The organism is Pirellulales bacterium (assembly GCA_035939775.1).
Classification (GTDB): Bacteria; Planctomycetota; Planctomycetia; order Pirellulales; family DATAWG01; genus DASZFO01.
Genome location: DASZFO010000052.1, coordinates 1 through 21,589, shown reverse-complemented (window position 1 = coordinate 21,589; position 21,589 = coordinate 1). Strand labels below are relative to the sequence as shown.

Genomic DNA, 21,589 nt, shown 5'->3' with positions numbered 1-21,589 from the left:
CGGATCGACCGAGGTTGCGAAACTACGTCGGTCGGGCGGACCGCCGCAGATTGTAGACGTTCACGGCCCGAAGCGCGAGCAATAAAATCGGAACTGCAGCCAACAACGAGCGGGCCGGCCAACGTCAACTTGCGCCAGCCGAACATGCTCGACTCTGGGAGGCAAGTTGCCAAGCGTTACGGACTCGGCGCCGTAGTTTCCGCGGCGCGCTGGCGATGCAGCAACGGCTTGACCTTTGCCGCCATCGCTGTCGCGTTTAACTTGCCGCCGAGAAACAGATTCAGCGAGTCGGCGACAGCGTTGGGATCACGCAAAACTTCGGCGTGGTTCAGGAACAGAGTTCGCATCCGCGGCCGCTGCAGCAGGGTCGTCTTAAGGCTCTGCACTTGGCGGACGCATGATTCCTTCAGGCGGCTGCGGCGGGCCGGCGTGTCGTCGATTATTTCGCCGCGTCGAGTCAGCATTTCCGCCTGCGACGCCAGCACCTCCTCGACATTCCGCTCGATGAACACGATCCGGTAATCGCGGTCGTGCGGCAGGTAGCGTAAGAGCGGCGCCACGATCTTGACCGCGTGGCCCCGTGCGTCGGTCAGCCAGTCGGCGCTTTCGTGCAAATGCTTGACTGGCTCATACTCGAAATAGCCCAACGGATTATCGACATCGGCCGTGCGACGGCCATCGCTCAGGACCGGCAGCCCTCCGGCGGCCAGCATCTGCATGATCATCGACGTGCCCGAGCGCGGCAAGCCCGTGACCACCACAATGGTCTCCGTCAGGTCCGCGGCCGGCTGAGCACTCGGCTGGGCCACTGGCAAGGCCTCCGTTTCAGCAAATTCCGCGGACTTGGACTCGTTAGCAGTGGGCTGTCCGGTTTCTGCTTCGGCGGGCTGCTCGTTCTTCCCGGCGGCTTTGAGCTCCTCGAACAGCCGGAGGTGTTCGGCGGCGGCCGCCGAGTCGCCGGACCGGCGGGCGATCCCGGCCAGCCGTCGGTGGGCTTGCGGGAAATTGGGATTCAGCGAAAGCGCCCCGCGGAAGGCCTCGGCGGCCCGCGACCATTCTCTCAGCCGAATCAAGGCCTCGCCCAAGAGGAAATGGGCGACCGGATAATGATACATCCGCTGGAGCGCGTCCAGGGCCGATTGCGCCGCGCGGGCGTAATCGCCACGCCGCAGGGCCATCCGGCTCATTCCCACGTGGGCATGGGGGTTATCCGGATCGACGCTCAGGGCCTTGGCATAGGTCTGCTCAGCCTCTTCCCAACGACCAAGCTTCAAATAGAGGTCCGCCGTCTGCAAGAACAGCCCCGGCCGGGCCAGGTGCGCTTCCTGGACGCGCTCGAGCAGCTTCAGCGCCTCGGCTGGCCGGCCCTCCATCGCCCGGACTTGAGCCTTGAGGTAATCGACCACCGGCGGATCGAACCGCGCCAAGTTCCGCCAGCGGCCCAACGCTTGTCGTTCTTCAGGGCTTAGCAGCGCGGCTTCGGTCTTCTCGGCCTCGCCGGATGCTTCCACGCCGGTTTCGTCGGGCTGGTCCGGTTCTTCGGGCTTGGCGTCTGACGGCGCCTCGGTCGCCGCAAGTTCCTGCTTCAATTTGCGCTCTTTCATCCGCTTGCGGACCAGTTCCGAAAGTTCCGTCAAGCCTACTCGCGCCTGCTCATAAACGCCGCGCCGCCGACCATCGAGGTCCGCCACTATCTCTGACATTTCGTCCAACAGTCCCAGCGCCTGGCAAGAAACGAAGCGGTGGACCGCATAGCGTTGCTCGTCCGGGTCGGCCCGATGCAACTCGCGCAGAATCTCCAGCGCTTCGGCGTGTTGGTCGTCGTCCTGGTAGGCCTCGGAGAGATTGTAACGTAGTTCGGCGATGGTATCGGCGACGGCCTTCTCGCGATTCTCATCCGGCCTGGCGATGTAGCCAAGCGCCACAAGCTGTGCCAGCGATTCGCGGGCGGCCTGCGGATCGAGTCGCGTGTGCGGTGGATGGCGGCCGTCGGCGCCCGGCACTTCTTCCCAAGTCGGGATCGTTTGCACGTCCAGCGGCTTCTCGAACGCGCTTACCAGCACCTTGCCATCCATGTCGGCGCCCACGGGCAGGCCGTAGAGCGTCAGGATCGTCGGCGTGATGTCGATGACGCTCGGCCCGTGCAGCAGCTCGTCCTTCTTGATGCCCGGCCCCCGCATCGCCAAGATACCGAAATCGCGGTGCTCGATGGCTGGCCCCGCAGGGATGCTGGGTATCATCTTGGGCCGCAGGTGGTCTGGGTGGAAGCCGTGATCGGACATGAGGATCACGTTCATATCCTCGCCGGCTTTATTGAGCAGTGTGCCCAGCATCTGGTCGTGGAACTGGTAGGCCATCGACACCACGTTGTGGTACAGTTCGAAATCCGCCTCAGGGATGAACTCCTGCCGCGGCGGGTGGTACTTCATGAAGCCATGACAGAAGTGGTCGATGGCATCGTAGTAGACGGCGAAGAAGTCCCAAGGTTCGTGCTCGATCAGGTACGTAGCGGCTGAGTGGATGCTCACGCACTCGCACAGGGTGCGCATGCAGCCAGCCAGGCGTTTATCCTTGTCCTGGTCGATCTCCTCGGCCTTTGGGACGAACGGCTCGATCATCGACGGCGCCAGCTCGTTGGGGTGGAAGCGCAACTCGGCTAATGTATCGTGCAGCTCGGGCGGATGAACGGACCTGGGCAAGAGTGGCCAGCCCTTGTCGAGCGGGCCGTGCGCACGGTGGTAATGGTCGGACACCATCACGCCGTTGATCGGCTCGGCCGGGTGGCTGGGCCACCAACCGATGACCACGCTACGCAATCCGTTCTGATTGAGAATATTCCAGACCGCCTTGCACTTCCGCGACAGGTTGGTAACCGGCTGGATGCCGAGGCCGTCGGCAGTGGGCTCGCTAAAACCGTGGATCCCGTGCTTGAACGGCCGCTTGCCTGTGGCGATGGACGTCCACAGCATCGGCGACAGCGGCGGGTGAAGTGTGGCGATTTGCCCCATGCTGCCGTTATCGACCAGCCGCTGGACGTTCGGCATTTTACCGGCGTCCATCAGCGGATTGATGACTTTCCAGTCGGCCGCATCCCAGCCGACGAGCAGGACTTTCTCACGTCGGGCCATGCAGATTTCCCGAAGCTTCTCTCAACACGCTCACTTGTTGCAGAACGGCCAGGGTTCGCGATACGGCTGCCTCGCTTCCAGGCACTTCAGTTCCCGTTCGAGCCGCTGGCGCAAGGCCGGTCCCGCCTGATCGCCGCAGGTCTGGACAGCCCAGCGTTGGCGCTTCACGGCCTCGTCGAATTGCCCGTTTTCGGCCAGTGCCAGGGCAAGCGTTTCGCCGATGACTACCTCACCAAGACCGGCAAACAGCTCCTGGCTCAGCTTCAATCCACGGGCGGCGTCGCGTTGCTTGTCGTCTGGGCAGGCGACGAGGAAACGCGCCAGCGTGTGCCGGACTGTTTCATCGTCGGGGAACGTCTTGACAGCCTGTTCGAGCCGGTCGCGGGCCTCGGCGTGGCGACCCAGCGCGGCCAGCGCCCTGGCCTGCTCCAGAAACGGCGACGGCTGGGCCGGGTCGATCCGGACTGCTTCCCCGCTAATGTTCAGAGTCTCAAGATACCGTTGTATCTCGAAGTAAACTTGCGCGAGAATATTAAGCGCCTGGAGGTTTCGGGGCTGCTCCTTGCGCCAGGCCAGGGCGTCGTCGATTGCGATTTGTTGTGCGCCCGGCTGGCGAACGTGAGCCAGGATCAAGCCTGACCGGAATTCCTCGCTTTGCGGATTTCTACGGCGTGCTTCTTCTAGATGCTGGACGGCTTCTTCGATCCGGCCCAGCTTCAACAAGGCAATGCCGAGATTGCCGTGCGCGGCCGTGTTTTCTGGATCCGCCTGCAAAGCGCGGGCGAAGCATAGCGCCGCCTGCTGATTGCGGCCCGCGCTGGAATGCTCGACACCCAGGCGATTCTGTCGCTTTGCGCTGCGGTCCAGTTCGGTGACCGCGGCGAGCAGCGGGTCGGGGTATTGCACCGGAGCGGGCATTGCACCGCCCGGCGTGGCGTACTCGGCGGCTTTCGCCACATCGCCCTGGCGCCGGTAAGCTGCGGCCAGCAGGCGGCGTACCTCTGCTCGGCCGGGCAACACCTCTAGGGCACGCTGGAAATAACCCACGGCCGCTTCAGGCTCACCGGCTTCTGTGGCCAACTGGCCAAGGTTGACGAGGACAAAGGCGCACTTTGGATGTGCCGCTAGCGCTGCTTCAAAAGTGCGCCGGGCATCGATGGGGCGGTTCAGCCGCACCATCATGTCACCGAGGAAGCACACGCCGGCGAGTTGGTCTTGCGGCGTAGCGGCGGCATCGGTCTGCAACACTTTCAGTGCACGCTGCATCGCCCCCGCGGCTTCGTCGATCGTGCCGTCGCGCTCCAGGGCGTGGGCCAGTAGGTAGCTCCAGCGGAACTCATCGGGGTCGAGCGCCTGGGCGTTCTGGAAACACCCCGCCGCCGGCCGGGAATGGGAGTAGGTTAAGTAGACCTTGCCCAGCTCGCCCCAGGCGCGGCCGCGCTCTCGGCGCGTGGCGTTCGTCGCCGTCAATTCGTCGCACTTTGCACGGGCCACATGGATCTGGTCGCGGACAATCGGCTCCATACCGTCGGTGGCGGGATGATCCACAAATGTCAGGTCCGGGCCTTTCGCCACGACAGATCGGGGCAGCCATTTGCGGACGAGCAACACGCCGCAAAAGAGCAGTATCGCTACCAGCAGGAAGTCCGGGGCGCGTGCGATGATGATTTTGGCCAGTCGTTTCATGGTGCATGCCTGGCAGTAGAATCGTCACGCGGACGCGTGACGGCTACGCTTGTTCTTTCCGCCCCGTTCCCTTTGCCAGCTCGTGATATTGGTCCGCCGCCAGACCCCGCCACGCCTCCGTCGATCCATCCGGCCAAAGCACGCGGACGCAGTCGAAGGCCGCGGAATTGTCCAGGCCGAACACCACGCGTGGATCGCTGGATGACAGGTAGCTGCCGTCCGTGGCACAGCGCCGTCGCAGCGATGGCTGGCCGCTCCGCTCCAGCGTCGCCACCGCTCCCAACACATCGAAGCGCCGCCCGACGGGGCCGTCCACGAGACGCAGGCCGAGCCAGTGGTTCTTTTGCCTGACTTGGTTGAGCAGCAAGCGCAGCGGTCCGTTGTTGTTGGCCACCACCAGGTCAACGGCGCCGTTGTTACGGAAATCGCCGCAGGCCACGCCGCGTCCGACGTCCTCCACCTTCAGGAAGGCGCCTTCGGTGACTTCGGCGAAACGCAGCTTGGGCCCACCATCGTTGTGGAACAACTGACAGCGCTGGCGCAACGGGGGTTGGAAGCCAGCCTTTACCTGGGCATCGAGCACCTTCACCGCCCCGTTGGCGGCGAAAATGTCTAGGCGGCCGTCGTTGTCGTAATCGATGGCACAGGCGCCAAAGCCGGTGAAGGCACGGGTTGCCGCATCCAGTCCCAGGCGCGTCGTCTGGTCCTCGAACTGCCCTCCGCCCAGATTCCGATAGAAGGTGGCGTGCTCGGTGATCAGATGGGTGATGAACAGGTCGTCCCGGCCGCTGTTGTGGAAGTCGGCGGCGATGACTCCCATGTTGGCCTCGGCGTCGCCGCCGCAATCAAGGGCGCAGCCCCGGGCCAGCGCCTCTTCCTTGAACGTGCCGTCCTTCTGGTTGATCCAGAGGTGGTTTTCCATCCCATCGTTAGCCACCAGCAGGTCCGGCCAACCGTCGCCGTTGAAGTCGGCGCAGACCACACCCAGCGCCGCGCCGGCTTTGCTCGCGATCCTGGACGAGATCGATATTTCTTCGAACCGGCCGTTGCCCAAGTTGCGATACAGGCGCGATCGGGCCGGTTCGAACGATCTCGGGCCGCAGTAGTCGTTGCCGCTCGCCGGGTTCTGGCACATCCTGTGGCGGTCGAAAGTCCACTGCAGGTAGCGGCAGACGAACAGGTCGAGCCGGCCATCGCGGTCGAAATCGACCCAGGCGGCACTGGTGTTCCAGCCGTCGCCGCCGACGCCCGCGGTTTCGGTGACGTCGGTGAAGGTGCCATCGCCGTTGTTGTGCAGCAACCGGTTGCGGCCCAGGCAGGTGACGTACAGATCGATGAAGCCGTCGCCGTCGTAGTCGCCGGCGACCACGCCCATCCCGTAGTCGGCAAAATTCAGCCCGGCCTCCTCGGTTACATCGGTAAACTTAAGGACGCGGCTGCCGTCGGGCAGGATTTCCATGTCGTTGCGGAACAGCTTGTGCGTTGGGCCCTTTTTCGGTTCGGGCTTCGCGCCGGGCTTCAGGACGCCCCCCTGCACGACGAACACGTCGAGCTTGCCGTCGTTGTTGTAATCGAACAGGGCGACGCCGGAGCCGATCACTTCAGGCATGTACATCGCCCCCGACATGCCATTTTCGTGACGGAAGATGAGGCCGGTATCCTCGGCGGCGTCGCGGAATAGCGCTGGTCCCGGCGGAGAGTTGGCGTCGGGACGAGGCGTGGCACGGTCGCAGCCGGCTAGGAAGGTTGCGGCCACAATGCTTTTGAGAAACCATCGTCGATCCACGCTGGCGTCGGGCGGCCGGAACCAGGGATCGGTTGCCTTTTTGGTCATCGATGGCGTTTCTTCAGCCGGCGGCTGATGAAGCGGGGGCTGCCGTTCGGTGGCGTTTCCGCCAGGCCAGCACGCCCGCCGAGCCGGCCGCGAGCAATACCAGCGCGAGACTGCTCGGCTCGGGGACGGCGGCCCCGGCGCCGGCGGCGATCGGGGCCCCGCTATCGTCGTAGGCCCAGTCGTCTTTCAACGTGACTGGGTCGCCATGCGTGTCGGCCAGCCACTCCAACCGGATCCAGCCATAGTCAGTTTGGCCATGCGCGGTGTTGAGCCTAATCCCCGCGAACCCCGATTGGCCCGCCTCCCAGGTGCCTCCCGGAGGAGAAGGATTACCGAATGCGGAACGTCGGTAAGCGAGCTTGGCAAAATCGCCACCCCAACCGGCCGTGCTACCGCCCGCGCCATTGGAGATGACCGCACCCTGGGAGAGACGCTTCAAGCCAACCCCCGCATGAGAAAGAACGCTATCACCATTTCCGCGACGAAAGCTGGCGACCCCTTTATGCGAAAATAGACTGGACTGGTGCTCAACAACAAGGCGAAACGTCCGCCCACCAATGTAGACATTGGCGCCAAACGTCCCGTTGCCCCCTGCCGTAACCTGCGTGCTGTCCGGTCCGCTATAGATGATGGCAGCGTCCAACGCGGTGGTCAGGGCGAGGCCCGAGCCAACTGCGGCCGCATAGGGAGTCCAGCGTTGGATCCGCTTGCTCCACCAACCTGCAGTCTGGTTGGCTCGCACCGACGCCGAATAAGTGTCGAGTTGATCTGCGAGGTTCGTGCCCTGCTGCAATTGCGATCGTTTCTTCATTAGCGACCTCCCAACCTAAAAGTTGATTCACCCGCGAACGCACCCCGCCCAGTCGAACTAACCCATTTGTAGTCGGAGCCATCGTGGAAGTCCATGAAATTCCCATCGATGGCAGGCGTTTTCAATTTCTCAATTCGGGTCGAACGACGAATACACAGAACCTGCGGACACAGTTCATGCGGATTCTGAATCGGGTTGGGCTCAAGCCTTGGGAGCGTCTATTTCGTGAGCGTCCGGTGGAACCCGTTTGCTGAATTGCGCAACGGCTGGCATTGCGAGCGGATTTATTTGGCCGGCTGCCAGCGGTCGGGGAACAGGGAGCAAAGGTCGTCGCGCGTGGCGCCCGGCAGGAGAGCCGGCAGGCGCGTGAGCAGGTCGCGGAGATAGGCGAACGGTTCGACGTTGTTGCGCAGGCACGAGGCAATCAGGCTGAAGTGGATTGCCGCCGCGATTTAGCCACGATCGCTGCCTGAAAACGCGTTCGGGAATGCGAGACGATTAGCCGCGTCGGTCGGATCGACCGCGGTTGCGAAACTACGTCGGTCGGGCGGACCGGAGCATCCAAGGCGTAAGTAGAAATCAAGCCGGTCGATTTCACCGAAGTAGATTTGCCGAATAAGCTCGCCGCGTCGAGGTGTCGGCCGAAGCAGGATGGAAGCAGCCCATTGCACGCTCTTGACACCCAAACAGAAGCGTCCTCATGAGCGCGCCTGCCAGCGGCATTTTGCCGCGTCGGTCTTAAACACGGGACTGGTCCGGACCAATATCGCATCCCTTTGGCGCAAGGAATCCTCCCTTTGTGCTCAAAAGTCGGCCCTTATTATCCCACTCTGACCACTAAGACTGCGCGCTTGCAAGCGACACGGGCCGTCAGTAGATTCCTAGTATCTCTGCTGTCGTGATCGAGAGCGAGATTTGATCTCAGAGCCCCCCGAGCGGCCGCAGCGGCCAAGGGCGCCGCGCCCCTCCAACCACCCGATGGACCCGCGGCGGTGCGTCATTCTAGTGCTCTTCTCCAGCTTCATCACTGCGCCCTGCGAACGCGCGATCGAGAAGCTGGAGCGGCGAGGCTATCCGGTGCGGCGAGTGGGTGGATATCACCACACGGGGATGACCGATCCCGAAGGGAGCACATTAGTCGCCAGCGCGCCAAACTGGGAACCGTTACAGCATTTCGCCTTTGCGGACTACCACGGCATAAGGTTTTGGAACACTGTCAGCGTTAGGAAGGAACTCGACGTATTTCGTCGGCGAGGCGGGTTTGTTATTTTCCGTCCAGGCGCTCGTTTTGGCAGAGGAGGAGGCGCTCGGCGCGCATGACTCGTTCGGGGTCTGGGCTATTGACGGCTTCCTTGAGGGCGGGGATGGCCATCCGTCCCAGGTCGCGGAGTTTTCGCTCGGCCTGTTCGCGGTTGGCATAGTCGTCGTCGCCCAATTGCTCGATAAGCTGTTGGACCTGGTCGCGAATCAGCGGGTCAACTTTGAAACACAGGACCAGCGCGACGCGGGTGATTTTCGCGGTGCCGAGATCGACTTCCAGCGGGAGCCATTCGTCGACGGTGGCTTGCGGCAATCGGCAGATCAAGACCGGCTCGCGGGATTGAAAGAACGACTTGCTATACAGGGAAAGGAGGAGGTCGGTCTCGCTTTCTGTTAGGCCGGCGGCAACGAGCCGGTCGCGAAGCGGAGTGATCGCTTGCACGTTGAGTTGGTCTATTCCCAGCGGCGTGCTCATTTGCACTTCGGCCAAGATGTCGATCGACTTATCCTTGACCCCCTCTTTGACCTCTACAACGCGCCACAGTTGCCGCCTGGCACCCGGATCGGCGAGGCGCTGGACCAGTTTCCCAGTTCCGTCGATATCGAGAACGAGATTGCTCAGCTTATTTGTCAGCCGACGCTCGGCTCCACTGCCATCCCAGGACCACCGCTGGTTGTCCTGCGTAAGTTGGTTTTCGACTTCCGCTTTGTCGGGCCATTGAATGACGGCGGCGCCCTCCGATTTCGATTCGCGCTGCACGTCCAGCACCTTGCCGCTTTTGCGGTTGAGCAATTTGAAGAAGTCGCCATCTTTTTCGATTTTCCATATGCGCGTATCATTCGGTTCATCTTGGGCCAATTCAGCTTGGGCAGAATCTTCATCAGAGTCGCCAGCGATGCCCAGGGCCTTACCGGTTTCGACATGTACGAGCTTGACGAATCTGCCGTCGGCGGGCTTATCGGCGCCCGATTGCATCCTAGCGGAGGCGGCGCGCAATTGGGCTGTCGCCGCTTTCACGGCGTCGAGCGCCTGGGCCACCGCCGCACCGCCGGGATTCGGCGAGCCAGTCGCGGCCGGCGGAGTCTTGACGGGAGCGGGATTCTTCGGCGCAGGCAAATCATCGAGCCAGCCGATCCGTCGGCCTTTCGATGCAGGCACGATCAGCAACACGTCTTTCAGCGAATACTTGCCCGAATTGATGATCTGGTAGCGATCCGGCCCGCCGTCGACGCGCAACGACAGTGGAACATTTAGTTCCGGATCGTAAGCGATGAAGCGTTCTACCCGGCTCCCTCGTTGGACTTGCAGGCTGTTCGATTGGCGCGCTCGAGCAAACCAGTGGTCGTCGGGGACGAAGCCGTAAGGGGCCTCGGCCGCGGGCGCCGTCAACTTCAAATCGTTCCATGCCAGGCGGTTGTTTTTCGCGTCGGCCGGCGGCCAATGGGCGAGGAAGCGGCCGTTGGTCATTCGCAGCGAAAGATTGACCGCGTCGGCGGGTTTTCCGGAAAACGAAATCAGGCTGAGGGGCGAGACGCTGGGACCCTCGGTCTCGGGGCGGCGGCTGCGCGGCGTATCAACCAATCCGGGCATGGCGCTGGGATAGCCGGCCAGGGCATTGATTTGGTTTTGCGTGGGCTCTGTCAGCCAGACCGACCATTCGTGAATATCCAGGCGCGGTGGGTCATCGGCGCGGGCCGCGGCGATGGCGGCCAGGAGGCATAAGAGGGGCAGGATTGAAGCTGCGGCAGTATTTCGAGCGGCGAACGCGCCGCCGAATGTCTTCGAATTGTGCGTGGGCATTTTCATTGCTTTGGAGGTTGCTTGGGAACCCATGAGGGACGGGCGTCGCGAAATAGTTCTTGGAAGACTTCGCCCTTCAGGACCACGCGATGCTTGCCAGCGACCACGTCGTAGATGCACAGATCGCCAGCTTCTGCGCCGGGATCCGACACGTAGGCCAGATATTGCCCGTCCGCAGACCAGGCCGGATAGCTGTACTGGTTGGGGCCCGTGGTGATCGGCGAGTCGCCTTTGCCGTCGAAATTGACCTGCATGACCTGGCACTGCGACGGATCGACCGACGAACCGTAAACGATTTGCTTGCCATCCACCGACCAGGCGGGATAGACGGCATGATACAGGTCGCGGCCCAAAACGTCCGTCTGTTCGGAGCCGTCGGCGTTCATCAGCCAGAGGCGGATTCGAGCGCCGGGCCGATCGGACGCGTAGGCAATCTTCTTTCCGTCGGGGGACCAGGCGGGATCGGCGGAAAACCTGGGGGCGTCCGTCAGGTTCTTCAACCCCGTTCCGTCGGTGTTGACGACAAAGATATTGAAATTGCCATTGCTTTTATCGACCATCGAGAACGCGATTTGCTTGCCGTCGGGGGACCATTGTGGAGTTCGTTGCGGCGCGGCGTCCTTCAACAGCACGCGGGCGTTTTTCCCGTCGGCATCCATGATTTTGATTTTACCCTGGAGCCGAGGGCCAACGACGTAGGCGACCTTCGATCCGTCGGGGCACCAGGTGGCCTGGGTCGCGTCGTCCGGATCGTTGGTGAGCTGCTGGGGATTGGAGCCGTCGATGCCGATGCTCATCAACTGCACGCCGCCGAAGCGGTGCGTGGCGATGGTAAGGCGCGGGACATCCTCGGCCAGAAGAGTGGGAGGCGGAAACCACCCGCTGGCGAGTAAGCATGCTAGGAATGAACCAAGACGGTATCGTTGCAGAGAAATCGGAATCATGATTCGCTCTCCGTTTTCTATTTGCGGAACAAGCGCGGTTGGGCCCAGATGACGCGATCGCCTGTATCTTCGTTTTCGCCGAAATCGACTTCCAGTGTTAGAAGCTTGGCTCCGGCGACGGAAAGGTCGAGGGTTTGCGGTTCCTGGTCGGCGCGGAGGTCGGGATTGGCGAAGAGTTCCTTACCATCGGCCAGCACTCGGCAGTTGACACGGCCGCGAGTCCCGGCGTCGTCATCGAAGCCAACCAACGTTTTGAAATTGGCAAATTGGCCGTCCAGTGTGTAGGCGAGCAGACAACGCGAGTGGACCGCCAAGCCCTTGGCATAGAACTTGCCTTTGATCTTCAAGGGGCTGCCCTCCAAGGACTGGTCGCGGCGATAATGCATAAGGCGGCCGAAATAAGGCACTTGTTCGACGGAAACTGGATCGAGATCGGACAAATGAACGAGGTTGCCGTTGCGGGTGCCGATTTCCGAAATGCTTTCGATTGGAATTTCCCACGTATCGCCCCAGGGGCTATTCATGGAAATGCTGTTGTCGTTGACCGCCACCCATGAACCCGACAGAGTGTCGCCCGTTTGCAGGCGAACGACCTGAAAGGCGGCCGTGGAATGGACTGGCGGATGAGCGGCCAAAACCAGGGCCTGCACACGCGCGGTTTGGATGGTCTGCTCTTGGCCCTCGTAGACGAAGTGAAGCTGTTGGCATTCCCATTGCTTCAAGTGGCCAGGAATTTCGGCCAGGCCGCCGTCTTTGGCGACGACGATCGCGAGATCTTCACTGCCGGGCTTTACCAGGGCCTGTTGATAGCGGCTGGCCGCTTCCGGTAGGGCGGGTTCGCAAAGCAAGCCCTGAACATGTAGTAGCGGAATTCGCACATTGGGTTGCCAGGTCGTTTTCAGCGTTAGGCTCTCGTCCGTCATTTGCACTAGCTTGCCGACGATGACGTCGCCGGCGCCCAGTTCGGCTTTGAAATGCAGTTGCTTTTCAGCATCCGCGGTTTGGGCCCCCGTTTTTAGCTTGTCGCTCGTGTGCGTCGTGGCGGCGCAGGCGATTTTTTCCGTGGAACCGTCGGAGTAAGTCAGCGTGATTTGAAACTGCTGATTGAAGACGTCGGAGGCGGGGGGCTCGAGAAACACTTCGGCCATCGGCGAATTGCCGAAGCGCTCGACGACCAGCCGCCAGTCGGGCGACTCGGCCGTATCCAGCCGCCAGGCCGAAAGCGGCGAGCGGAGGAGGACTCGCAGTTGCTTGATTTGTTTTTCTGCCGGCAGCCCGGTCAGGCGAAGGTGGATATCCTGGATGCCGTTTCCCGAGGCGGTTGAGCCGACGCCGACCAGATCGTGCTGATCCTGGCCGAGCCACTGCGCGGCAACCCCGGCCACGGAACCGAAGGAGAGGCGTTGAAGGTCCATCAAATCGATCGATCGCGGGGGTTTCGAATCGACGATGAGCAGGCCGCTACGAAAATCCGCAAGCGGTCCGGTGATTCTCTCGTCGGCCGCGGTAATGACCGCGACTTCACGCGATTTGGATTTGGCGGCGGTTGAATCGTCGGCGCGGGCCAAGTCGGCCACGGCGGCGGCCGCGACGAAGATGATCGACGTCATCCATGCCGGGCTTGGCCGTGACGGTAGCAATCGAGACTGTATCATCGGTGGACCTAGGACTTTGCTGGACTTTTCTGCGCTGCGGCATCCACAGACGGTTTCGCCTCTGGGGCGGCTTTGTCCTGATTGGCAAGTGGAAGTGAGGACGGCGGCTTGGATGCCTTGGGATTGGCTGCGTTCGACGCGCCATCCGCGGCGGGAGGCAGATCGTCGGCTTGGAGGAGTTTTGTTCGATCCAGCGCTGAAACGGCGGCGAAGACCATCAGAATAATTGCTACGAATCGTCTGCCGCCAGGGCGTCGACGCGGAGCGTCTGAGCAATGCGCTCCCACGCAGAGCGTGGGAGCGAGGTACAAATCCAATATGATTCTGGTCATAAGAGCTTGCGTCGAGTTTATCGCTCCGCACCTGTCGAGGATTGGGCGGCCATCTTTTCCGCCGAATCGATCGCGAACCGCACCGACAGCCTAACCTGGAATACCGCGCCGGTCATATTCTCGGTGTTGATTTCCCCGGGCGGGGTAATGTCTGGCTGCTGAAGTTCCCAGGGCTGCTGCTGGACGGTTGAGATATTATCGCTGGAAACGAACGCTTCCTGCACGGATAATACGGGACCAAGCTTCGAGGAATGGAGCTTGGCCAGTCGTTCGGCACGCTGGCGCGCGTCGTCCACGGCCTTTTGATAGGCCTGTTCGCGCGTTGCCTCGGCGGCGCTGACCACGAAGCGGACCATCGTACTGGTCGTCGTGCGGCCGTAACGAGAAGCCATGGCCACTTCCTCGTCCGACGGTCCCACCGCCGCCCCGCTGTCTTTGGCCGTATCGAGCAGCTTGCCGATGGACTTCATCAATTCGTCGGGAGGCGTCTTGTCGATCCCCGATAGGCGGACCCGCACGGCGCTGGAAACCTCGATTTGCGCGGGCGTGTTGGGCACATTGCCGCGGAAAATCATTTGGGCTTGTTCGCGCGAGGTGGCCGAATGGACGTTGAGGTTTAAATCGTCGGCCTTCAGATTATCCAATTTGAGCGCCTCGAACGCCTTGAGCACGCGGTCGCGCGCGTCGCGATGCTTGACGATGGCGTCATCGGTCAGCTCCGCCGAGCCAGCGATGCGAAGTTTGATTTCGACCACGTCGGGCTTGGCGACAATCTCGCCCTTGCCGGTTACGGTGATGCCGCTGGTCGGATTGACTGGATTTACGAGAACCTGCGCGCCGGCCGATGTGGCAAGGGTGGCCAGCATTGCCGCCGCGATCGTAACAATCACGACGCTTTTCATTTTGTGGCCTCGTTGGGTTGAAGGTTAAATCGTACTTGTAGGTTCAGGCGCATGGGGATTTCGGCCAGAGTCGGCGAGGCCAGTCGCGGCGCATCGAGGGCTGCGTTACCGACGCGCACAGAATCGGGCACCTCCGGGCCATCGTAGTCGAAGCTCTCAGCATACCCTGTCGGAGTTTCCTCCACGGCCGTTGGCCTTTGATTTCAATTTCCAAGCGATTGGGCTTGGCGGTCGATTCCCCCGTGGCCGAAACCGTAATGCCCGGTTCCTCGCCGCCCGCCGCGGCGTTAACAAGCGCGAACACAGCGACAATCGAAAACAACGGGCTCGTAGTCGATTTTATGGCACAATTCAACCAGTTTTTGGGCAGTCCAGCAGATCAATAACGGAAACCATGGATGTTATTGATTTGGCTTCGCTCTTTCAACGCATCCATTTGATCCACGTAAATCCGCGTCATCCGCGGTCTATTCCGATTGCTCTTTCGCGGCGCCGTCAGTGCTCTCCAGCGGGTACGCGGTGATCGCCAAATTCGAGACCGCCACGATCGCGCGCGGCGTCAAGAGCAGGCTTCCGCCAAGCGAATCCATATCGATGCCGCGGAATATTTGCACGACTTCGCCGGTGGTTTTTTCGATTTCGTAAATGCCGCGCGGCGTAAACTCGTAAATCCGGTCGTCGGTCAAGAGTGGATGAATCCAGCCGGTGCCCATTGGCACCGGTTTGGACCACAGCAGTTGCTTCGTTTTCAGGTCATAGGCCATGATCTCCGCACCGCCCATATAAATCCGTTCGCGATCCACCCCGACCAGCACCGACCCCACCGAAACCGGCCTCCTCCACAGAATTTTGGGACCATTCGGATCGACCGCATACAGTCGGCGCGAGCGCATTCCCTTGAAATACAGCACGCCGCCGGCCAGCATCGGGGCACTGACGGTACATTGCTCGGGCGCTTGGCCGTAATCGCGATCGCTGGTGGGCATTTCCGAATCATAGTTCAGCCCCCAAACAATCTCGCCGGCGGCCGGGTTAATTTGCACGAAACTGCCGGCCTGCGTGTCGAAATACAGCCGCCCGCCCGACAGCAACAGCGACGGCACGGTCGAGCGCACCGTCGCGTTGTAATAAAGCTGCCTGGGATCGTTTTTGTAACTGCCGATTTTTGCGTTCCACATCAGCTTGCCATCCGCGGCGTTCAAGCAGAGGGCATACACGTCGCTGGGCTGATTCGGCTTGAAAGCTCCCAAATAAATGTGGCTGTCGTCGGCGATGGGCGTGCCGGTCATGGTCCAATCGCGAACGCCAGAGGCCGTTTTGCTGTTGAACGATTCCTTGCCGGTCGCGACGTCGCGCGCGATCAGGTAATAATGGCTTTCGCCGTTGTTTTGATTGGTTGTGTCGTGCGCCACCGACCAGACGCGGTCTTTAGTGCAAATGATTCCGGATTGTTCCAGCAGCAGATTGCGCCCCTGGTTGATTTGGTTTTGGCCATTGTCGTTTTTCATCAGATCGTAAAACCGCCCGCTGCGCCAGGCAAGCTTTCCGGACTGCAGATTGATGCCGATGTCATAGCCGACGAAGTCCGAGTAGACTCGCGCGTCGTCGATCGCGACGGGGGGCACAAAATTGGAGGCAAACTGCCGGCCGTACCTCTGGTCGTACAAGGCCAAGCCCTCTCGATTACCCAAAATGGGATTAATCTGTGCGAACCAGCGGAATTGCCATAGTGGCTTGGCGTCGGGCGACAGTCGCACCTTGGCGGCCGACTGGGCCGCGCCAACCGCCGTCGTTTGGGCTGGGCCAGACGCGGACAGCTTTTCCAAATAATCGATGGCCCGCACGCTTTGGCCGCCCACGGTCACGCTGGCCTCCGACTGACGCTCGTGAATTTGCTGTTTGATTTCCTGAAACTCCGGCCAATGGCCATCGCGTGCCGCGGCGACGGCAACCTTTACCAGCAATTGCGGCTGCGGAATGCCGCTATCCGGATGGTTCCTTAAAATGCTGCGCCAGGCGCCGATTGCGCGCGAAAAATCACCGCGCTCAAACAGCAAATCTCCCCAACGGTCGGCGGCCAGATCGCCGGAGGCCGTGAAGAGAAACTGCGTGGCGACCTTGGCTAGCTTTCCTTCCTCGTCTTTCCCCTGCGCCTGTTCCAGCAGACTTTTGGCATCGGCATCGTAAAATAGCCGGAAGGCGTTCTTGCCGTCCTCGGGCAGGTCCAAAATCAACCGCGCCAACAACAGAGCGGGCGGAATCATCACGCCATCCTTGTCGTGCACCAAGCCGGTTGATTTGGCCGAACTCAACTTATCCAGTTGTTCGAAAGCCTTCTCCCAATATTGGCGCTGGCAATAGCGGCGGTAATCGTCGATCGATTCCACCACGTCGCTGGGGACGGAAGGGAGCAGAAAGGGCTGATTGAGGTCGTTGGGTGACGGCGAGTCGCTGGCGACGGCATTTGTGTTAAGCACCTGCCCCCAAGCCATTTGGGCTCCAAGCGCAAGCATGAAGCCGCCCGCCGCCGTGCCTACGGCCAAAAAGTTGATTGACAGCCTGCGCATGACTTCAGACCCCCTATGGTCGATCGATCGTACAAGCCGGCAGCAATCGGTCCCCGTATTAGACGCACAGACCGTGGGTTTTACGAAGATCCGCTTCGAGGCTGACTGGAATCCACAACCCGTTCGGCCCGCCAAAAGGGCTAATCGGCCCCGTATTTGAACCATCCTAAGCTACTGTTCGTTTGGTTTGCAACAAGACTCCCCCGTCCGGGAAAGATTTGTGTATTTCCGCTGTTGCGGTACAAAACCGCGGCGCTGGAAAACTGGTTGCGGCTGCGCTTCGCGGTCAACATGCCCTACGACGAAATCGCCCGCGAATTAATCACGGCGCAAGTCCACGCGGCCCAGACCGATGCCAGCGAGCCTAGCGCGGCCGCGTTTTTCCAGGCGGCCGAATTCAAACCCGAGTTGTTGGCGGCTAGCACATCGCGAGTCTTTCTGGGCATTCAATTGCAATGCGCCCAGTGTCACGACCATCCGTTCGCCAGTTGGAAGCGGCAACAGTTCTGGCAGTACGCCGCGTTCTTGAAGGACATGCAAGACGAAGCGGCTGATCCTGCTTCGTCCGCCGCGACGCCAATCGCCGCCCTGGAAGACGACAGCCTCCTCATCCCCGAGACGAAAATATGTCGTCAAGCCGCAATTCCTTGACGGCGCCGCGCCGGCTAACCAGCCTGGGGTGACTTAGCGGACGGTGCTGGCCAAATGGATCACCAGCTCCCCCAATCCGTGGTTCGCCCAGGCCGCGGTGAATCGGTTGTAGGTTTATTTCTTTGGCCGCGGCCTGGTCAGTCCGGTCGATCATCTCGACACGGCCGGTCCGCCGTCGCAGCCCGAATTGTTTGACGAGCTTTCGCAGCAGTTTGTGCTGCACAGTTACGACGTGAAATACCTGGTACGCGCGATCACGGCCTCCGCGGTTCGTTTTGCGGCGGCCCGCACGAAGCGGATTATTCAATCTTAAGTATAACAATGCCGGCCCCGGCTCCGTAGCCTGTCAATCTGCTCGATCGACGCGCCTAACAATCCGAATTCAGAACGTTTCGGTCCCATCGCCCGAACGGATTACGCTGCTGCCTCTGATCACGTCGGTGTTCACGCCCGAGGGTGGGTTTTCCCGGCAATTCGGCGCGTCGGTCGAAACCACCGAGGTCGCGAAACGAGGTTTCATTGGACGCGGCGGTCCGCAACACCGAAGCAGGTTGAGGTCTTCCTCCCGGACGCTTCGGTTGGATCGACCGCCGCGCCGAACTCCGCCAGCCGAATGACGGTTTGAGGGAATAAGAATACTGCGATGAAGTTCAGCGAAAGATTGAATCCGGCATAGTGGTGGACACAACTAAGCGGATTTCAATCATTCCGATGAACTTGGCACAAGTCACTTCTCACAAGTGAGATACGACGACTGGTGCGGCCGTGCCTTCGAGGATGAAAGAGGCATCCTGCGGGACGACTACTAGATTCTGGTCGTTTCGTTCTCACAGATCATGTCGCCCCCGGCCGCTCCTGTAACGGGCGTAATTGCCGCACGGCCGCCCTTCCGAGCCGATACAACAAAATCGCATTCACCCCGCCGCTGATGAATCGGGACGCCACTTTGGACGCAACCTTGGCGCCGACCAGCGCCCCTGGAATGTGGCCGACCGCTCCGCCGACCGCTCCGCCGACCGCGCCCCCGACGGCGCCGGCTACAGGCTCCAAATGGTCCGCGTGTTGCGACATGACGTTGGCAGCATGATCGGCAGCGACGTCCGACAATTGATCGACGTGACTAGCGGCAAACGTGTTGAAGAAAATATGGCCCAGGATCCGCGCTGTCCCCCAGGCGCCGGCCCGCACGTTGTAGATCCGGCACAGATCGCCGACCATCAGATAAGCATTCATCGCGACGATGATCGTGTCGATGGATCCGCGGTGGGCAGCTCCCGTTGTGATCCCCGATCGCTTGGCATACAGCTTGATCCGGCGATCGGCTATTACGTCCAAGAGTTGCAAAAACTGCCGGTTGAAATTCTCCATCCACCCCTCGCTCGCTCCGCCCGTGTCGGCCAGGAGCCGTTGTCGATACTGGGCGAGGCTCTTGATCTCTTGAGGAGTCATGCCCAACTTCTTGAGTTGCTTGACCTCTGACCAGTTGGACATCGGATACTTGTCGAGCAACTCGGCTAAGCTTTGCCGCGCCTCGCGAATGCGCTTGATTGCAGCGGAGCGGAGGCGCGCCCGCTGCCGCAGCGCGCCAAGCGACCGCAGCGAAATCCGCTCGGTCGCCCGGAGACTGAAGTAGCAAAGGCCGACGCGGACCATTGCGTAAACCGTCAGGCCGCACAATACCGCGGCTCCCGCGTAGCCGAGTGGGCGAACCCAGCCCGGCAATTGGGACAACTGAGTGATCAACAGCAGGACCTGGCTGAGGACAAATAGCGATACAAGACTGCCGAGCAAAAGCAGAATGGCGATCACACTAGGGCGGAGCAGCGGCTGGCCCCAAGAGTTCGATTCGAGGGCTGTTTCGCTTTCATCGTCGTCGGAAAGCGGCCGATCCCAGGCTTCGGTCAACCGGCTATCCGCTCGTGGAACCGTCTCGAAAACAGTCGCCGTCTGCGGTGGAACGCCCAGGGATTGCCGATAGCTCCGGCGCTGGCTGGTTCCCGCGTCAACTTGTCCGGCATCTGTCAACGCCGATGACTTCTCTTTCTCGCTTGCCTCGAACGGACTCTTACCGGAATTCGGATCTCCGAGAACTAACGGCGTCGATCGGGTCGAACCCTGGATACTTTCAGGATGATCGCTCATTTGAATTCCTCAAGATTGGCGCCCGGAGTTTGCAATGGATGGGACAAACGGCGGCAATTCATGTGTGCGATTTCGCCGCTTGCGCTCCAAATGACGACTATTGGCCCGCCAGGACATAGTTGACAACCCGATCCAACCCGATGTGCCGGGGAGGCAGATCGCGGTTCGATGGCATCAAAGGGAAGACGTCTGGAAAGACGAAATCCCCGGCCGCCCACTTGTCCGGCCAATGCTCGGGCACCTGGGCGGTCTCAAATCGTTGCAAGTCGGCTTCGCCGTTCTGCGACGCGGTCGTCAATCGGGCATCTAGGAACGGGTATTCCGGTAGGCTCACGCTCGATTTGACGGCCGCGCACACGAATTCCTCGACCTTCAAACCACCGGTAAACCGCCCCTGCACCGCCAGATTCCGCGTCATGTCGTGGAGCAGGCCCAAGAGCTTATCGTGGTCATCGACATGGATTTTGTCCGCTTTGGTCGCCACGAACGCGACACGCCGAACGCCCGACATTCGCAGCCGTCCGGCGGAGGTGAGCTTTAAGAGATCGCCGGCACTGAACCGGCCCCAGCTCCCCGTCCTGACGATGCGATCGGCCCAGCGGTTGAAAGGCCCGCGGCCGGGGGCGAGATAATCGACGACCTGGGAAAGCATCTGCTTCTGTCCGTTGTACATTCCCACCCCGCCGGCCAGCAGCATGGTCAAATCGGTCACCACCAGCAACGTCTCGCACTGCGTGAACCAATGGGCCAGCGGCTCGACGATCTGGCGTCGATACTCCCGATAATGCTGGCGAAACCGAGCGACGGTTTCCACGTCGCGCTCCCGGACCGGCTTCGGGAGAGTCGCGAATTGTCGAGCCTCATCCAGACCGGACAGGCGAGTGGCTGCTAAGCTGTCGACATCTAGCACATCGCAGTGTTTGCTGTTGGCGTCGACCAGGAACGCGGAGGGGCTGACGAGAGGGAGGAAGGAATGAATGAGCCGCGCCAATACGCGGCGGTAGGTGGCGACGACCGCATCGGCCGACACTCCGGGCCGCTCGGCGAGCGCCAAATACTCGCCGGCAGCCGACTGGTATTCCAGGTGGCCGAACAGTTCCAGGATGCTGTCGGACCACTGCTCGTAGGTCTGGTCGGCCATGGATAGGTCGGCCAGTCGTTCGCCGGCCATGTCGGTGAGCGTCAGTTCAATCTGCTCGTGCCGCTTTTCAGACCTCTTCACCAGGAGGCGGCAGCGGTATTGAGAGCAGGCCAGCGTCTTGTCCGGCCAGACCCGGTTCCCGAGCCGGCTACGGTAGTAGCCGTACTCGAACTTGGCGAACCCTGCGTCGGCTGGCGGCAGGTCGGATTTGAGGCAGCCCAGCTCGACCTGCCCGTCTCCCAGCGTCAGCCGATCCGGATGATGGTTGAGGAGGTGATTGATCAGGGATGTCAGAAGGACGGTCTTGCCGGACCGGTACATGCCGATCACGCCGACGCGGATCCTTCTCTGACGAACCACTTCAGCACCCTCCCGTTTACACGGCTAATTTGTCGCGTTCCCTCCACTTTTTACCACGCCGAGCTGGTTTCGCAACGCTTTCAGTCGGCACGCGTTGGACTGAAAGAGTCCAGATCGGCGTGGCCTGCGCTTTCGGCGCCGACCATTTCGGTTTGCCCTGGGTGCCGCGGTGCGTCTGGATGAACTATTGCTCCGCTATCTGCCGTATTTCGTTAAGCATCTGCCTCCGGACCGCTTGAACGCGTTCTTCATGATCAATGCTACCTAGCAATCGTCGCGCTGCGCGTGCCCTGGCGTCAATGATCGCATCATGAGCGGCATCAACACCAACCACCATCATGAGACAGATTGCGGCAACGAGCTTGGTGGCCGGTT

Annotated in this window: 14 protein-coding genes; 1 reads left to right on the top strand and 13 read right to left on the bottom strand. The window is 61.1% G+C overall.

The features are described 5' to 3' along the window. Positions 1-176: 176 nt before the first annotated feature. From VGY55_02385 to VGY55_02345, 9 genes are all read right to left on the bottom strand, one after another. Entirely contained in the window at positions 177-3,128 is a 2,952-nt protein-coding gene (locus tag VGY55_02385) for an alkaline phosphatase family protein (GenBank protein ID HEV2968807.1), read from the bottom strand. Between the two features lie 30 nt (positions 3,129-3,158). Further along, positions 3,159-4,814, bottom strand: coding sequence for a tetratricopeptide repeat protein (locus tag VGY55_02380; protein ID HEV2968806.1), 1,656 nt, complete (start codon positions 4,812-4,814; stop codon positions 3,159-3,161). Positions 4,815-4,857: 43 nt separating this feature from the next. Further along, complete coding sequence (locus VGY55_02375; GenBank protein HEV2968805.1) at positions 4,858-6,648, bottom strand: CRTAC1 family protein; 1,791 nt, start codon at positions 6,646-6,648, stop codon at positions 4,858-4,860. A 13-nt stretch (positions 6,649-6,661) separates the two neighbouring features. Next, positions 6,662-7,459 (bottom strand): PEP-CTERM sorting domain-containing protein, encoded by a 798-nt coding sequence (locus tag VGY55_02370; protein ID HEV2968804.1) that lies wholly within the window; start codon positions 7,457-7,459, stop codon positions 6,662-6,664. Positions 7,460-8,723: 1,264 nt separating this feature from the next. Continuing rightward, positions 8,724-10,520, bottom strand: coding sequence for an RICIN domain-containing protein (locus VGY55_02365; protein ID HEV2968803.1), 1,797 nt, complete (start codon positions 10,518-10,520; stop codon positions 8,724-8,726). A 2-nt stretch (positions 10,521-10,522) separates the two neighbouring features. Then, entirely contained in the window at positions 10,523-11,464 is a 942-nt protein-coding gene (locus VGY55_02360; protein ID HEV2968802.1) for a hypothetical protein, read from the bottom strand. Between the two features lie 17 nt (positions 11,465-11,481). After that, positions 11,482-13,074: an NPCBM/NEW2 domain-containing protein gene (locus VGY55_02355; protein HEV2968801.1), complete on the bottom strand. Its 1,593-nt coding sequence runs from the start codon at positions 13,072-13,074 to the stop codon at positions 11,482-11,484. Between the two features lie 394 nt (positions 13,075-13,468). Next, positions 13,469-14,353 (bottom strand): SIMPL domain-containing protein, encoded by an 885-nt coding sequence (locus VGY55_02350; GenBank protein ID HEV2968800.1) that lies wholly within the window; start codon positions 14,351-14,353, stop codon positions 13,469-13,471. A gap of 467 nt (positions 14,354-14,820) precedes the next feature. After that, positions 14,821-16,920, bottom strand: a complete 2,100-nt coding sequence (locus VGY55_02345) for a PQQ-binding-like beta-propeller repeat protein (protein HEV2968799.1) — start codon at positions 16,918-16,920, stop codon at positions 14,821-14,823. Between the two features lie 234 nt (positions 16,921-17,154). Here VGY55_02345 and VGY55_02340 point away from each other — a divergent pair, with 234 nt between their 5' ends. Next, entirely contained in the window at positions 17,155-17,571 is a 417-nt protein-coding gene (locus VGY55_02340) for a DUF1549 domain-containing protein (protein ID HEV2968798.1), read from the top strand. Positions 17,572-17,953: 382 nt separating this feature from the next. On the opposite strand, the gene VGY55_02335 is transcribed toward VGY55_02340, so the two are convergent. The 4 genes from VGY55_02335 to VGY55_02320 form a co-directional block, all read right to left on the bottom strand. Further along, a complete protein-coding gene (locus tag VGY55_02335) occupies positions 17,954-18,091 on the bottom strand; it encodes a hypothetical protein (GenBank protein HEV2968797.1) in 138 nt (45 codons plus the stop codon). A gap of 314 nt (positions 18,092-18,405) precedes the next feature. After that, entirely contained in the window at positions 18,406-19,713 is a 1,308-nt protein-coding gene (locus tag VGY55_02330; GenBank protein HEV2968796.1) for a DUF697 domain-containing protein, read from the bottom strand. A gap of 97 nt (positions 19,714-19,810) precedes the next feature. Further along, positions 19,811-21,214, bottom strand: coding sequence for a YcjX family protein (locus tag VGY55_02325; GenBank protein ID HEV2968795.1), 1,404 nt, complete (start codon positions 21,212-21,214; stop codon positions 19,811-19,813). A gap of 184 nt (positions 21,215-21,398) precedes the next feature. Next, a partial coding sequence (locus tag VGY55_02320; GenBank protein HEV2968794.1) for a hypothetical protein occupies positions 21,399-21,589 on the bottom strand: 191 nt, incomplete at its 5' end.